A 15,929-nucleotide genomic window follows, 5' to 3' on the forward strand; every position below is an offset into this window, starting at 1 on the left:
AAAAGAATCCAAATTTAAGAATTACAATGCATAGCTAATAGCCAGTACAGATGGAAAGTTTTAGAACCGAAATAGAAAACCCGATTGTCCAAAAAGACATCATCGATTTGGAGAGAAAGATTCGTTTATTCAAAGAAGGAAAGATTGATGACGAGCGTTTTCGTAGCCTTCGTTTGGCGCGTGGCGTTTATGGTCAGCGTCAAGAAGGCGTTCAAATGATACGTATCAAATTGCCTTATGGAAAAGTGACAGGAGAACAACTGTTGCGTATATCTAAAGTTTCTGACGAATATTCGACAGGACGCTTGCATATTACAACTCGTCAGGATATCCAGATTCACTATGTAAGTTTGGACAGAACTCCGGAACTTTGGGCAGAACTGGAGAAAGACGATGTCACACTTCGTGAAGCCTGCGGGAATACCGTAAGAAACATTACGGCAAGTGAGTTGGCTGGTGTTGATGTTGACGAGCCTTTTGATGTTTCGCCTTATGCGCATGCTTTGTTTCAATTTTTATTGAGAAATCCGGTATGCCAGGAAATGGGACGAAAATTCAAAATATCATTCTCTTCTTCTGACAAAGATACCGCCTTGAGTTATTTGCATGATTTAGGGTTTATCCCAAAAATTGTAAATGGCGAAAAAGGATTTAAAGTGATGTTGGGTGGTGGATTAGGTTCCCAACCAAGCCATGCCGAATTGCTTTCGGAATTTATTCCTGTAAACCAAATTATTCCAACAACCGAAGGGGTTCTAAGGATATTTGACCGTTTTGGAGAAAGAGCCAAAAGGTTAAAAGCACGTATGAAATTTTTAATAAAGGATATCGGGAGTGAGGAATTTTTGAGATTGGTGGACGAAGAGAAAAAAGCCTTGTCTTATCAAAGTTTCGAAATCGACACTACTGCATTTGAAGGTGAAATTTCTGAACCTTTATTAGTCGCCCCAAAAGTCACTATCGAGGACAAAGATGCTTTTGAGACTTGGAAAAAATCAAATGTAATTCCACAAAAACAAACAGGATATGTCGCCATTGGAATCAAAGTCCTTTTAGGTGATTTCTACACTGATAAAGCGAGGTTATTAGCTGATTTAATTAAGAATTATGCAGCCAATGAATTGCGTTTTTCGCTAAGGCAAAACATCGTGATTCGTCACGTAAAGGAAGAGAATTTAGAGTTCTTCTATGAAGAATTAGCGAAACTGGGTTTTGTGGAATTGGGTTACGACACGACTGGCGATATCACTGCTTGTCCTGGAACGGATACTTGTAATCTTGGTATCGCAAGCAGTACGGGTATAGCTGTCGAACTGGAGAGAGTTTTAAAAGAGGAATACCCACAATACAGCAATAATAAAGGGATTACCATCAAAATTAGTGGTTGTATGAATGCCTGTGGACAGCACAATATGTCCGAAATTGGTTTTCAAGGAATGTCAATCAATGCGGGAAAATTAGTGGCTCCTGCGCTTCAGGTACTTTTGGGTGGCGGAATATTAGGAAATGGAAGTGGAAGATTTTCTGACAAAGTAATCAAAATTCCAAGCAGAAGAGGACCTGACGCCCTGCGATATATTTTGAATGATTTTGAAAGTAATGGAAGCGAATTATCCTTTTTGAATTATTATGATGATAAAGGCGAAAAATATTTTTATGAAATGTTGAAGCCTTTGGCAGATACAACAAACCTTACCGAGGCTGATTTTGTAGATTGGGGAAATGCGGATAATTATGTAAAAGCTGTTGGCGTTGGAGAATGTGCTGGTGTAGTGATTGATTTGGTGGCCACCTTATTATTGGAAGCCAAGGACAAGTTGACTTTCGCTCAGGAAGCTTTCGAAGACAAAAAATGGTCAGATGCCATTTATCATGCCTATGCGGGATATGTTAATGGAGCAAAAGCATTATTGCTTTCCGAAAATCAAAAGACAAACAACCAAGCTGGAATAATAGATTTGTTTGATACCGTTTTTGTCCAGACCAATAAAATTGATCTAAAAGCGAGTCTAAAAGAATTGGTTTTGCAAATTAATCAGAACGAACCTTCTGAGGCATTTTCGCAAAAATACATTGAAGAAGCAATTGCCTTTTTTGAAAATATCGAATCATACAGAGCTAAAGAGTTAGTAGATGAAAAATAAAGTACAACCTAAAGTAACCTTAGTGGGCGCCGGTCCGGGAGACCCGGATTTGCTTACTATCAAAGGAGCGAAAGCGCTTGCTGAAGCCCATGTGGTTTTATATGATGCCTTGGCTAATGAGGAATTATTGAGTTTTGCCCCTAATAAGGCATTAAAAATATTCGTTGGGAAAAGAAAAGGATGTCACGCATACACTCAAGATCAAATCAATCAACTGATCGTTGACAATGCGCTTACCTATGGGCATGTCGTCCGACTAAAAGGGGGAGACCCATTTATTTTCGGGAGAGGAAGTGAAGAAATAGAGTATGTGGAAAGCTTTGGAATTCCTACATTTGTAGTTCCTGGAATTTCATCTTCTATTGCAGTTCCCGCTTCTCAAGGAATTTCGTTGACAAAAAGAGGCGTTTCGGAGAGTTTTTGGGTAATAACGGGAACGACTTCGGCCAGAAAATTATCCAAAGATGTCGCATTGGCTGCCCAATCTACCGCAACTGTTGTCGTGTTGATGGGGATGGGCAAACTGGATGAAATTGTGGCTATTTTCCAAAGCGAATCCAAAGGCGAAATTCCGGTGGCGATTATTCAAAACGGGACGACTCCACAGGAGAAAGTTGGGATTGGAACAATAAACACGATCCAAGAGGTGGTGGCAGAGAATAAATTAAGCTCGCCGGCCATCATTGTGATAGGTGAAGTGGTAGGTGACAGCAAGAAAAGGAAAGGGTTTTATAAAGAATTAAGATCAAACCAAAATAAGGTACTGGTGTATGGAAAGTAATGAATTGTATCCTATATTTTTAAAACTGCATAACCTGAACGTGCTTATCGTAGGTGGCGGAAATGTGGGTTTGGAAAAATTGTCATTCTTGTTAAAATCAAGTCCAAATGCTAATGTTGAGGTAGTGGCAACACAATTTTTACCTGAATTGGTGGACTTAGTCAATAAGCATGATTCCGTAAAGCTGACCATGAAGGAGTTCAAGAAAAAAATGCTGAAAAAACGGCATATGGTAATTGCCTGTACAGATGATCTTAAGGTGAATAAAAGAATTTATGATTTGTCTCGAGAAAGATATTTGATTTGCAACATTGCCGATACGCCAGAATTATGTGATTATTATTTGGGTGGAATCGTAACCAAAGGGAACGTGAAAATTGCCATTTCGACTAACGGTAAATCGCCCACAACGGCAAAAAGATTGCGAGAGTTTTTTGAAGAGGTTATTCCGGAGGACATCAATAAAATGGTCGAGAATCTAAACGAATATCGCAAAACATTGAAAGGTGATTTTGAAGAGAAAGTCCGAAAGATGAATGAGATTACGGAAACTCTGAAAAAGCAGGAATAAAAGAGAAAAGATAAAATTAAAAAGAGTCAAGAGAACAGAAACATACGAATGAAACTCCACCCAGTCTCCCCCTCCTTAGGAGGGGCGGGGGGAGGAAAAACCATGATAATTATCATTAAAAACCATGAAAATCATTCGTTAATTTGTGCCAAATATAATTAAGCTTAATAATAAAGAATAAACAGATGATTGAAACTGATATACTAATAATAGGAGCCGGACCAACTGGTTTGTTTGCCGTTTTTGAAGCAGGATTGTTAAAATTAAAATGTCATATTTTGGATGCCTTACCGCAGGCGGGAGGGCAACTTTCAGAATTGTACCCTAAAAAACCTATTTACGATATTCCAGGATTTCCTGATGTGTTGGCAGGAGATTTAGTGAATAATTTGATGGAACAAATCAAGCAATTCGAACCGGGTTTTACCTTGGGTGAGCGTGCTGAAACAATTGAAAAGCAAGAAGACGGGAGTTTTATCGTTACTTCAAATGAAGGGACTCAATTTCATGCTAAAGTAGTAGCTATTGCTGGAGGTTTAGGAAGTTTTGAGCCTAGAAAACCACTTATTGACGGAATTAATTTCTATGAAAATAGAGGGATTAAATACTTCATTAAAGATCCGGAAGAGTTCAGGGATAAAAGGGTGGTGATTGCTGGAGGAGGGGACTCGGCATTGGATTGGAGTATTTTCCTTTCTGACGTTGCTTCTGAGGTGACTTTGATTCACCGTAGAAACGAATTCCGTGGAGCATTAGATTCAGTTGAAAAAGTGCAAGAATTGAAGGACTCAGGGAAAATTCGTATGATTACGCCAGCTGAGGTAGTAGGATTAAATGGAGCCGAACATATTGAGTCGATTGATATCGATGAAAATGGAGCGCACCGTAACATTCCTACTGATTTCTTTATTCCTCTTTTTGGTCTTACACCAAAATTAGGGCCTATCGGGAACTGGGGATTGGAGATCGAAAAAAATGCAATCAAAGTAAACAATGCTTTAGACTACCAAACCAATATTCCAGGGATTTTTGCCATCGGTGACGTAAATACCTATCCGGGTAAACTGAAATTGATTCTTTGTGGTTTTCACGAAGCGACATTAATGTGTCAGGCAGCCTACCAAATTATAAATCCAGGGAAACGTTATGTATTGAAATATACTACAGTTTCAGGTGTTGACGGATTTGACGGAACTCGAAAAGAAGCTCCAAAAGCCGTGGTAAAAGCCATAGTTTAACAAGTTGTACAAAAAGTAATAAAAAAAGATGGCGTTAATGCTTGCAAGTATTAACGCTATGTCTTTACTTTGCAGTGTTCATACATTTATTGACAGTTATCACGAAAGGCGGAGGGAATGACCCGATGAAACCTTAGCAACCCTTTATCTATAAAGAAGGTGCTAAATTCTACTTTATACTGAACTTGTTTCAGTATCTAAGATAGATAACACAACGAAATATACTATCATAGTATTTCCGAATACCTTTCCTGACAACTTTATCGATATTTTAAGTTACCGAATTCATTTCTGTATCAGAAGCGAATGATTTGGCATTTTTGCCATCAGCCTTCCTGCTGTACGCTATATCTTTTATTCTGGACACCAGAATAAAAGGATGCCGCTACCATCAGGGCTAAGAGTAACAATTGTGAACATTTGAATGAAATAATCCAAGCTTGGCGCTATTGCGTCTTTGCGAGAATAAAACAGAAAAATGGCATCAATTAAAGAAGCAATTAAAAAAAACATACTCGTGCTCGATGGAGCAATGGGAACCATGCTGCAACGATACAACTTCTCTGAAGAGGATTTCCGTGGAGAACGTTTCAAAGACTTTCCACATTCTTTAAAAGGGAACAACGATTTGTTGTCGTTGACACAACCCCAAGCAATCAAAGCGGTTCATGCCGCCTATTTCGAGGCGGGTGCGGATATTGTTGAAACCAATACTTTTTCGAGCACAACTATCGGAATGGCCGATTATCATCTAGAAGACATTGTCTACGAACTCAACTACGAATCGGCAAGAATCGCCCGTGAAGTAGCCGATGAATTTACAGCCAAAAATCCGGACAAACCTCGTTTTGTTGCCGGTTCAATAGGACCAACAAACAGAACGGCAAGTATGTCACCAGATGTAAATGATCCGGGTTACAGAGCAGTAACGTTTGACGACTTGCGCATAGCGTACAAGCAACAAGTAGAAGCTTTAATCGATGGAGGAAGTGATGTGTTATTGGTAGAAACCATATTTGACACCTTAAATGCTAAAGCGGCACTTTTTGCGATAGAAGAAGTCAAAGACGAACGCAATATAGATATTCCCATCATGGTTTCGGGAACGATTACCGATGCTTCAGGAAGAACACTTTCAGGGCAAACCGTAGAAGCTTTTTTGGTTTCGGTGTCACATATTCCGTTGTTGAGTGTAGGATTCAATTGCGCTCTTGGAGCTGATTTGTTGAAGCCCTATCTACAGACTTTGTCACAAAATACTTCATTCAATGTGTCGGCACATCCTAATGCAGGATTGCCAAACGCTTTTGGAGAATACGACGAAACGCCACAGGAAATGCAATCTCAAATTAAGAGTTATTTAGACGATAATTTAGTCAATATCATAGGCGGTTGTTGCGGAACAACGCCAGAACACATTAAGTTGATTGCTGATATCGCAAAGGATTATAAACCGAGAGTATCAACAGCAACAATGTAACTAAGAATGCCCGCGTGAGGGATAGCAGCGAAAAGCCCACAGCCTGACGAAGGAAGAGCGAGGACTTGCAGCGAATAGCCCGACCCTTTTTGGGTCACGCCCAAAATAATTATAAGATATACGAAGCCTGCACGTTTGCTGAAATCGCGCAGGATCAAACAAAATTAAAATGGCACAAGCAGAAACTAGAAGAAACCTTGTATTATCGGGATTAGAGCCTTTAATCATTACGCCGGACAGCGTATTTGTGAATATTGGGGAACGTACCAATGTAACGGGTTCTAGAAAATTCCTTCGGTTAATTAAGGAAGAAAAATACGAAGAGGCACTGAGCATTGCAAAAGAGCAAGTGGAAGGCGGCGCGCAAATCATCGATATTAATATGGACGAGGGAATGCTGGATGGCGAATACGCCATGACAAAATTCCTGAATCTGATTGCTGCCGAACCCGATATTTCTCGTGTGCCTATCATGATTGATAGTTCAAAATGGGATATCATCGAAGCTGGACTTAAGGTTGTGCAGGGCAAAAGTGTCGTAAACTCAATTTCATTAAAAGAAGGCGAGGAACAATTTATCCATCACGCCAAATTGATTAAGCGATACGGAGCAGCGGCGATTATTATGGCTTTTGATGAAACTGGACAAGCTGATAATTACGAGCGTCGAATAGAAATTTGCCAACGTTCGTACGATATTCTGGTGAACAAAGTGGGCTTTCCTCCACAGGACATTATTTTCGATTTAAATATATTTCCAGTTGCGACAGGAATGGAAGAACATCGCTTGAATGCATTGGATTTCTTTAGAGGAACAAAATGGGTTCGGGAGAATTTGCCTCATGCACACATAAGTGGTGGCGTGAGTAATGTTTCATTCTCGTTTAGAGGAAATGATACCGTTCGGGAAGCGATGCATTCGGTTTTCTTGTACCATGCGATTCAACACGGAATGACGATGGGAATCGTAAATCCAGAAATGCTTTCTATTTATGACGAGATTCCAAAAGATTTATTGGAACGCGTTGAAGATGTAATTCTGAATAGAAGAGACGATGCCACTGAAAGACTATTGGATTTTGCTGAAAACGTAAAAGGAGATGTAAAGAGTAATGAAAAGGCAATTCAAGAATGGCGCTCTGGAACTATTCAGGAACGATTGACACATTCCTTGGTAAAGGGAGTTGATGAATTTATTCTTTTAGATATTGAAGAAGCCAGACTCGTAGCAACAAAACCTATTGAAGTTATCGAAATCAACTTGATGACTGGGATGAATGTGGTTGGGGATTTATTTGGTTCTGGGAAAATGTTTTTACCGCAGGTTGTAAAATCAGCAAGGGTGATGAAAAAAGCGGTTGCTTACCTTTTACCTTTTATAGAAGAGAGCAAACAGGTTGGCGACAAGCAGGGGAATGGTAAAATCCTGATGGCGACGGTAAAAGGAGATGTACATGATATTGGTAAAAACATTGTAAGCGTAGTGCTTGCTTGTAACAATTATGAAATCATCGATTTAGGTGTCATGGTTGCTCCAGAGAAAATTATAGCAGCAGCAATAGAGCACAATGTTGACATCATAGGATTGAGCGGATTGATTACACCTTCGCTGGATGAGATGGTATTTCTCGCCAAAGAATTAGATAAAAAAGGATTGAAAATTCCAATAATGATTGGCGGTGCTACCACATCTCGCGCACATACTGCAGTGAAAATTGCACCACAATATAGAGAAACAGTAATTCACGTAAATGATGCTTCAAGAGCCGTGACGGTGGCTGGAAATTTATTGAACAGTGAAAATAAAATATATGCAAGTGACATTAGGGCAGAGTATGATGCGTTTAGGGAAACGTTTTTGAATCGTTCGCGCGACAAAAATTTCCTGACCATTGAGCAAGCTCGTAAAAATAAATTGCAATTGGATTGGGAGAGTTACAACCCGGTTAAACCAAATGTAATAGGCGAACAAGTAATTGAAGTAGATTTAGATGTTTTGGTTCCTTACATTGACTGGACTCCATTCTTTAGAACTTGGGAATTGTTTGGGAAATACCCCGCAATTTTAACTGATGAGGTAGTAGGTGAACAAGCAATGTCCGTTTTTTCGGATGCACAGGAAATGTTGGAAGTTATTTTGAAAGAAAAGAAACTTTCAGCCAAAGGAATCTATGGAATTTTCCCCGCGAATCAAGTGAACGATGATGATATCGAATTGCGTGACGAAAGCGGTAAGGTGTTGGAGAAATTCCTAACGTTACGCCAACAATCACAAAAAACAAAAGGTGCGCCAAACATCGCTTTGTCTGATTTTATTGCTCCAAAAGACAGTGGTAAAATAGATTACATGGGTGCTTTTTGTGTCACTACTGGTTTTGGGGTTGATGAGTGGGCAGCTGAATTCGAAAAAGATTTAGACGATTACAATTCGATTATGGTCAAAGCATTGGCGGATCGTTTTGCGGAAGCTTTTGCCGAATATTTGCACGAAAAAATACGTAAGGAAATTTGGGGTTATTCGGCGGATGAAGCATTGACAAGTGAAGGGATGATTGCCGAAGATTACGAAGGAATCCGCCCTGCGCCGGGATATCCCGCTTGTCCTGACCATTTAGAAAAACCAACTATTTGGAAATTACTAAATGTAGAACAAGAAATAGGAGTGACGTTGACCGAGAGCATGGCAATGTGGCCGGCATCATCTGTTTCTGGATATTATTTCGGAAACCCGGAAAGCAAGTATTTTGGACTTGGAAAAATAAAAGAAGACCAAGTTATTGATTACGCAAAACGAAGAAGTATTCCAACAGAGGTGGCCACAAAATGGCTGAACCCAAATATAGCGGATTAATTTAGTCTGAAAGTCAAAAGTCATAAAGTCTATAATGGATTTGACTTTCGACTTTTGACATTCAAACTTTAAGACTTAATAATGAAAGTAACACAACATATAGAAGACGCAAAAGGAAAGACATTGTTCTCTTTCGAAATAATCCCGCCCCAAAAAGGAAAAGGTATTCAGGAATTGTATGACAATATCGATCCGCTGATGGAGTTCAAACCGCCATTTATTGATGTAACTACTTCTCGAGAAGAATATATTTACGTTGATAAAGGCAATGGTTTGTTAGATAAGAGGCTGACCAGAATGCGCCCAGGAACCTTGGGTATTTGTGCTTCGATAAAACACAAATACAATGTAGACACCATTCCACATGTGCTTTGTGGAGGATTTACCAAGGAGGAAACCGAGTATTTATTGGTTGATTGTCATTATTTGGGTTTAGACAACGTGATGGCCTTGCGTGGTGACGCTATGAAGGACGAACAATCTTTTATTCCAAAAACAGGAGGAAATAACTATGCGGTTGATTTGGTTCAACAAATTAATCAATTGAATAAGGGCCAATATTTACATGATGTGATGCACATTGATAATAAGGCTGATTTTTGTATCGGTGTTGCGGGTTATCCCGAAAAACATTTGGAATCACCCTCTTTGATTTCCGATTTAAAACGATTGAAAGAAAAAGTGGATGCGGGAGCCGATTATGTGGTGACCCAAATGTTCTTTGACAATGCAAAGTATTTTGAGTTTGTTGAAAAGGCAAGGGCAATGGGAATTACCGTTCCTATTATTCCTGGAATTAAACCAATTGCTGTGCAAAGACATTTACAAGTATTGCCACAAATTTTCAGAATTGATTTGCCTGAAGATTTGATCGATGCCGTGGATAAGTGTAAAAATAATGCAGACATCAGACAAGTAGGAATCGAGTGGGCTATTCAGCAATCTTTGGAACTAAAAGCTGCCGGAGTTCCCGTACTGCATTATTATTCTATGGGGAAATCAGAGAATATCAGACAAATAGCGGCTAAGGTTTTTTAAAAATAAAAGTAAAACTGTTTTGAAATACCCGACAAGTTTTATACAACTGTCGGGTATTTTTTTTGTTTTTGCTAAAAGGAAAAAGCAAAACAATGAAATCAGAACTTGTTTTGTTGATTTTGGCATTAGTGAGGGAGAAAGCTTCTTTAAGAATTACTCTGCCGCCATTCATATCGGATTGAAGTTTAATTAGAATGGTAAAATAGTCTTTGGGTAGTTAATATTAAAACCTTATATTTGATATTACAACCATAAAACATTCAAAATGAAACACTTATATTTTATTCTTTTAGTGGCTGCCATAACATTGACCTCTTGTAAAAACGAAGAGGCTCAACAAGCACAACCTGATGCGAGGACTATAGTTCCCTTTACCCAACAAACTGCAGCAGCCATGCAAAATCAAGCGGCTCAAACGCCAGCGGCTCAAACGCATAATTTTTTTCATGAAAATAATCAAGCAACGACAGCTTCTGTGGTAGACGCTAAAACTATTACAGCTAAGGGGATGAATCCACCGCATGGGGAGAAAAACCACCGTTGCGATATAGCCGTTGGGGCCCCTTTAAATTCAGATCCAAAAGCAACTGCGACAACTACTGAGGTGAATTCGGCGACTACAGAACCAAAAGATTACACCGTCCAGCAAGCTGTGCCGGCTTTATTGTCAACGGCTGCTGCCGATACTGAAACTCCCGAAGGTATGAATCCGGCCCACGGGAAAACTGGACATCGTTGCGATATTGCAGTAGGAGCTCCTTTGCCTAAATCATAGATCAAATTGAATAACTATTGAAAAGCTCGTTTAAATAAAATTTAAACGAGCTCCCTTTTTTAGACGTAAACCGAACTGCTCACTAAGATACTGCCAACTTACTTCGTGATTTCCCTGAAAATTGCCTCCAGGTTTTTGTTTTTCTGATTGAGTTGCAAAGTCTTTAAACCATTTGCAGCAGCAAAATCAAAAACAGCAGGGCGCATGTCTTTGTCAGTTGTAAAGGTCAATTCCCAAATCATGTCATGGGTGTTTTTGTAAGAAGTAAGGTTTTCGATCTTAGCAATCGCCTGTTCTTCTATTTTATAATCAAATTCCACCTCGATAACTTGTTCCTTGTTTTCAGAAATTAAGTTGTCCAGTTTTTTATCGGTCACGATTTTACCGTTATTGATAATAATCACACGATCGCAAATGGCTTCCACTTCCTGCATGATGTGTGTGGAAAGGAAAACGGTTTTGTCTTTACCTACATTTTTAATCACATTACGGATTTCAATCAATTGATTCGGGTCTAAACCTGTGGTGGGTTCATCCAATATCAAAACATCGGGATTATGCAATAACGCATTGGCCAATCCCACACGCTGACGGTAACCTTTGGATAGCTGCCCTATTTTTTTATGGCTTTCGGTGCTTAATCCCGTCAGTTGAATTACTTCTTCTATGCGGGATTTAGATACTTTATATACGTCGGCATTAAAAGCCAAATATTCCCTTACGTACAGGTCCAAATACAAAGGATTGTGTTCCGGTAAATAACCAATGGAAAGCTGTACGGCTTTTTGTTCTGTAGTTATGTCATGTCCGTTAACCATTGCGGTACCTTCATCAGAACGTATATACGTTGTCAATATTTTCATTAAAGTTGATTTTCCGGCACCGTTTGGGCCTAAGAAACCAACTATTTCTCCTTTTTTTATCGAAAATGAAACGTTGTCAAGTGCTTTTTGGGCACCATAACTTTTCGATATGTTATTAACTTCTATTGACATGGAATTTTGTTTGTTGCAAAAGTAAACAGAAAATTTATCGAATACTAAAATTTGTTTTGAACTTGAGGCGCCTTTTTTTCGATATTAAACAGACTAAGTGTATTCTTGTTAAAATACGGCATTATTTTTGTTAAATAATTATTTAAATTTAAATAATTCATTATAAAAAAAACATTAGTTATTCTTGTATTAGCCATTTTTAGTTTTGCAAATGCCCAAAAAGGGAGTGTTTTGGTAGCAGGAAATATTGGATTTAATTCTCAAAAAAACAGTTCCTTGGGAAATGAATCGAAACAAAACTATTTCAATTTTTCTCCAAAAGTGGGGTATCAGTTTTTGGAGAATATGACAGTTGGTATTGAATCCAATATTCAGAGTTATAAAACTTCAATTTCTGGTAATACATATGATAACAAGTACAACCAACTTCAGCTTGGAGCTTTCTTGAGATATTCAAAACCTTTAGGGGGAGTTTTTTCTGCATATGCTGATTTATCGGCAGGAATGTTAGCAAATAAAACATCAATTAGTGATCCGCTCTCTACATCATTTAAATCTAGTGGATTGTATTTTGGTATTACACCAGCAGTTTTTATAGATTTGAAAAAAAGCTTTGGACTAAATTTTTCAATTGGAGGAATTGATTATAGTTCAATTAAAGATGATACTGCAGCAAAAAATAAAACAACAGGTTTTGCTTTTTCCTTTGGAAATAGTTTTAATATTGGAATTTCAAAAAACTTTTAGAAAAGCACTAAATTTATATTTATAAAAACATCCCTATTATATGGATGTTTTTTTTTATATATATTAGAAAAAACATCGATTAGATTAATATATTTATAAAAAAATAAAAGGATGAATAAAAAAGGGATAAAGTCAGACAGTTTATTTAAAACGTATAGTAGTATTATTTGGTTATTATGCGGAATAACTGCGGGGAGTATATTAGGATTGGTTTTTGGCGAAGAAGTAGAAGTTATAAAACCGCTCGGGGACATATTCCTGAATTTGCTTTTTACGGCCATCATCCCATTGGTTTTCTTTACTATTGCTTCTTCCATCGCCAGTTTAGAGAGGTCGGAAAAATTGGGGAAGTTGTTTGTGGTTGTCATCGGAGTGTTTTTAAGCACCGTACTTGTTTCTGCCATACTGATGATAATAGGAGTGTTGCTTTTTCCGATTCATCAAGACATTATCATTTCAAAAATACCGTTGGAGAGTATGCAAAGTGCTAGTGGTGGTTCACAAATTACCCAGTTGCTTACGGCTAATGACTTTTACGAATTGCTTTCACGAAAAAGCATGCTGGCATTAATTATATTTTCTTTTCTGATAGGCTTTGCCAGTTTGCGCTCTGGAGAAAAAGGAGAAGGTTTTAGAACTTTTCTAAATTCAGGGAATGAGGTGATGAAGCAATTACTGCATATAATCATGAAAACTGCACCAGTGGGATTAGGTGCCTATTTTGCTTATCAGGTAGGGATATTTGGACCGCAATTATTTGGAGCGTATGCAAAACCTTTGGGGCTTTACTATGCAGTATGTGCATTCTATTTCGTGGTGTTCTTTAGCTTGTACGCTTTTTTGGGAGGAGGGAAAAATGGTGTAAAAGTTTTTTGGGGTAACAATATAACTCCTGCATTGACGGCATTGGGGACTTGCAGCAGTATTGCTACAATTCCTGCGAACTTGGAAGCGGCAGAGAAAATGAAGATACCGGCACATATACGCAACATTGCGATTCCGCTTGGCGCTCCTTTGCACAAAGACGGCTCGAGTATGTCATCAATTATAAAAATTGCAGTCATTTTTGCCATGTTTGGAAAAGATTTTACGGATCCCAGTACATTACTGGTGGCTATAGGGATTACCGTTGTCGTATCAGTGGTTGAGGGCGGGATACCAAATGGAGGTTATATAGGAGAAATTCTGGCTATTACGATCTATGGTTTTCCAATGGAGCAAGCTTTGCCCGCCGCCATGATCGTGGGTACTTTGGTGGATCCAATGGCCACTTTGTTGAATGCTAACGGTGATGTGGTTTCGGCAATGCTGATCACCCGAATTTCTGAAGGCAAAAAATGGCTCTCGACAGCTTTAACTGCGTAATATATTTGGGTAAATTTATTTCAAACAAAAACGGCTGTTTTTGTTATGGAAGCCGCTTAGGCGTAGTTGCTTAAATGGTGTTTTGCAGGGCTTTTTTTAATTATTATGTAATTAAAAACCAGTTTTATAGAGAATTCTTTTTTTGTTTGATAAATTTCTTTTTTTTGTTTGGATAGCTGAAAATTATTTATACATTCGCATAGAAATTATTACAAAAACAGACATCATAATGTTGAATAACCGATTTTATTTTAGCAATACTTATTATTTCTTCTGGAAAGAAGGTAGGGATTGTCGTATGGTTATTTAATTAGAAAATTAAATTGATAATTATAAATATACAATCCCGATGAAAATCGGGATTTTTTTTTGCTTAAAATTGGTCATATGAATGCGAAAATAGCAATACAGGGCATAAAAGGTTCGTTCCATCATCAGGTGGCACAAGAATATTATGAACAAGAAGTGGTGGTCGATGAATGTCTGTCTTTTGAAGAACTCGTTGACAGTTTGCTTTCAGGCAAAGCAGACCAGGCAATTATGGCAATCGAAAATTCTATAGCGGGACCTATTATACCAAATTATGCGTTGATTGATAAAAATAATTTACATATAATAGGGGAGCATTATTTAAGGATTCATCAGAATTTGATGGCGCTTAAGGGACAAAAAATCGAAGACATTACTGAGGTACATTCCCATCCGATGGCTTTGTTGCAATGTATGGATTTCTTGAAAAAGTATCCAAATATAAAATTGGTTGAGGACAAGGATACGGCAGAAACGGCCCGCAGAATTCAGCAGAAACAGTTAAAAGGGATTGCTGCAATTGCTAGTAAAACAGCCTGCGAAATGTATGGGCTGGAAATTTTGGCTCCAGAGATTCAGACCATAAAAAACAATATGACTCGTTTTGTTATTATTAAAAAGGAGAATTCATTTGTGGCAGAAGATGAAATAAACAGGGCTTCTTTAAAATTTGAACTCGATCATAAGAGAGGAAGTTTAGCGGCAATTTTAAATGTAATGAGCGATTGTAAAATGAATTTAACCAAAATACAGTCCTTGCCAAAAATTGAAACCCCATGGAAATATTCCTTTTTTGTAGATGTTACTTTCGAAAAATATGCGGACTATTCAAAAGCAAAATCATTATTAGAGATAATGGCAGAATACTTTAAAGTATTAGGCGAATATAAAAATACAAAACCATGATTACAACCGCAAAGAGGTTAGATACCGTCGAGGAATATTACTTCTCATCTAAGTTGAGAGAAGTGAGACAATTGGCATCAGAAGGGAAGCCGATCATTAATATGGGAATTGGAAGCCCTGATTTACAACCTTCACAAGAAGTTATTGATGCAGTGGTTCTTGCAATGCAGGATGAAAATGCTCATGGTTATCAAAGTTATCAAGGATTGCCTGAATTGAGAAAAGGAATGGTTGATTTTTATAAAAGTAACTATAATGTGGATTTGAACCCCAATACTGAAGTTTTGCCTTTGATGGGGTCCAAGGAAGGAATCATGCACATTTCACTTGCTTTCCTGAATGAAGACGATCAGGTTTTGATCCCAAATCCGGGTTATCCTACCTATACTTCGGTAACTAATTTGGTGGGAGCGGTGCCTGTTTATTACGATTTGAAAGAAGAAACCAATTGGGAACCCGATTTTGAAGGCTTGGAAAAATTAGATTTGACTAAAGTAAAAATAATGTGGATTGGCTATCCGCACATGCCAACTGGAGCCCGAGGGAGTATTGCCTTATTTGAAAAGTTTGTGGCTTTCGCCAAAAAGCACCAAATATTATTAATCAATGACAATCCGTATAGTTTTGTTTTGAATGATAATCCGATGAGTTTGTTGCAGGTTGATGGAGCGAAAGATGTGGCTCTGGAACTGAATTCTTTGAGCAAGACCTTTAATATGGCGGGCTGGA

Annotated in this window: 13 protein-coding genes and 1 riboswitch; of the genes, 12 read left to right on the top strand and 1 reads right to left on the bottom strand. The window is 38.2% G+C overall.

Features of this window, described 5'->3' with window-relative positions; all coding sequences use genetic code 11:
* Positions 1-50 precede the first annotated feature (50 nt).
* From VIH09_RS11775 to VIH09_RS11810, 8 genes are all read left to right on the top strand, one after another.
* On the top strand, positions 51-2,144 hold the full coding sequence (locus tag VIH09_RS11775; RefSeq protein WP_331581195.1) for a nitrite reductase: 2,094 nt from the start codon (positions 51-53) through the stop codon (positions 2,142-2,144).
* Positions 2,134-2,925 (top strand): uroporphyrinogen-III C-methyltransferase, encoded by a 792-nt coding sequence (cobA, locus tag VIH09_RS11780; RefSeq protein WP_331581197.1) that lies wholly within the window; start codon positions 2,134-2,136, stop codon positions 2,923-2,925. The genes VIH09_RS11775 and cobA overlap by 11 nt, the downstream gene beginning before the upstream one ends.
* Positions 2,915-3,496, top strand: a complete 582-nt coding sequence (locus tag VIH09_RS11785) for a bifunctional precorrin-2 dehydrogenase/sirohydrochlorin ferrochelatase (protein ID WP_331581199.1) — start codon at positions 2,915-2,917, stop codon at positions 3,494-3,496. The genes cobA and VIH09_RS11785 overlap by 11 nt, the downstream gene beginning before the upstream one ends.
* Before the next feature lie 185 nt (positions 3,497-3,681).
* The gene (locus VIH09_RS11790) at positions 3,682-4,734 is read left to right on the top strand and encodes an NAD(P)/FAD-dependent oxidoreductase (RefSeq protein ID WP_331581201.1); all 1,053 of its coding nucleotides are present in this window, start codon (positions 3,682-3,684) and stop codon (positions 4,732-4,734) included.
* A gap of 93 nt (positions 4,735-4,827) precedes the next feature.
* A riboswitch (SAM riboswitch) is annotated at positions 4,828-4,947 on the top strand.
* A gap of 265 nt (positions 4,948-5,212) precedes the next feature.
* Positions 5,213-6,214 carry a homocysteine S-methyltransferase family protein gene (locus VIH09_RS11795; protein WP_331581203.1) on the top strand — a complete coding sequence of 334 codons (1,002 nt, stop codon included), beginning with the start codon at positions 5,213-5,215 and terminating at the stop codon, positions 6,212-6,214.
* A 169-nt stretch (positions 6,215-6,383) separates the two neighbouring features.
* Positions 6,384-9,065: a methionine synthase gene (metH, locus tag VIH09_RS11800; protein WP_331581205.1), complete on the top strand. Its 2,682-nt coding sequence runs from the start codon at positions 6,384-6,386 to the stop codon at positions 9,063-9,065.
* An 81-nt stretch (positions 9,066-9,146) separates the two neighbouring features.
* Positions 9,147-10,103: a methylenetetrahydrofolate reductase [NAD(P)H] gene (metF, locus tag VIH09_RS11805; protein ID WP_331581207.1), complete on the top strand. Its 957-nt coding sequence runs from the start codon at positions 9,147-9,149 to the stop codon at positions 10,101-10,103.
* A 265-nt stretch (positions 10,104-10,368) separates the two neighbouring features.
* Positions 10,369-10,878, top strand: a complete 510-nt coding sequence (locus VIH09_RS11810; protein WP_331581209.1) for a hypothetical protein — start codon at positions 10,369-10,371, stop codon at positions 10,876-10,878.
* 98 nt (positions 10,879-10,976) lie between these two features.
* Here VIH09_RS11810 and gldA read toward each other — a convergent pair whose 3' ends face one another.
* Positions 10,977-11,873, bottom strand: a complete 897-nt coding sequence (gene gldA / locus VIH09_RS11815) for a gliding motility-associated ABC transporter ATP-binding subunit GldA (protein WP_331581211.1) — start codon at positions 11,871-11,873, stop codon at positions 10,977-10,979.
* Between the two features lie 180 nt (positions 11,874-12,053).
* Between gldA and VIH09_RS11820 the strand changes: the two genes are divergently transcribed.
* The 4 genes from VIH09_RS11820 to VIH09_RS11835 all read left to right on the top strand — a co-directional run.
* On the top strand, positions 12,054-12,620 hold the full coding sequence (locus VIH09_RS11820) for an outer membrane beta-barrel protein (protein ID WP_331581221.1): 567 nt from the start codon (positions 12,054-12,056) through the stop codon (positions 12,618-12,620).
* 111 nt (positions 12,621-12,731) lie between these two features.
* Positions 12,732-13,985: a dicarboxylate/amino acid:cation symporter gene (locus VIH09_RS11825; protein ID WP_331581213.1), complete on the top strand. Its 1,254-nt coding sequence runs from the start codon at positions 12,732-12,734 to the stop codon at positions 13,983-13,985.
* A 387-nt stretch (positions 13,986-14,372) separates the two neighbouring features.
* Complete coding sequence (locus tag VIH09_RS11830; protein WP_331581215.1) at positions 14,373-15,200, top strand: prephenate dehydratase; 828 nt, start codon at positions 14,373-14,375, stop codon at positions 15,198-15,200.
* On the top strand, positions 15,197-15,929 hold a 733-nt coding region (locus VIH09_RS11835; RefSeq protein WP_331581217.1), incomplete at its 3' end, for a pyridoxal phosphate-dependent aminotransferase. The genes VIH09_RS11830 and VIH09_RS11835, both read left to right, overlap by 4 nt.

It is taken from the genome of Flavobacterium sp. (assembly GCF_036515215.1).
Taxonomy (GTDB): Bacteria; Bacteroidota; Bacteroidia; order Flavobacteriales; family Flavobacteriaceae; genus Flavobacterium.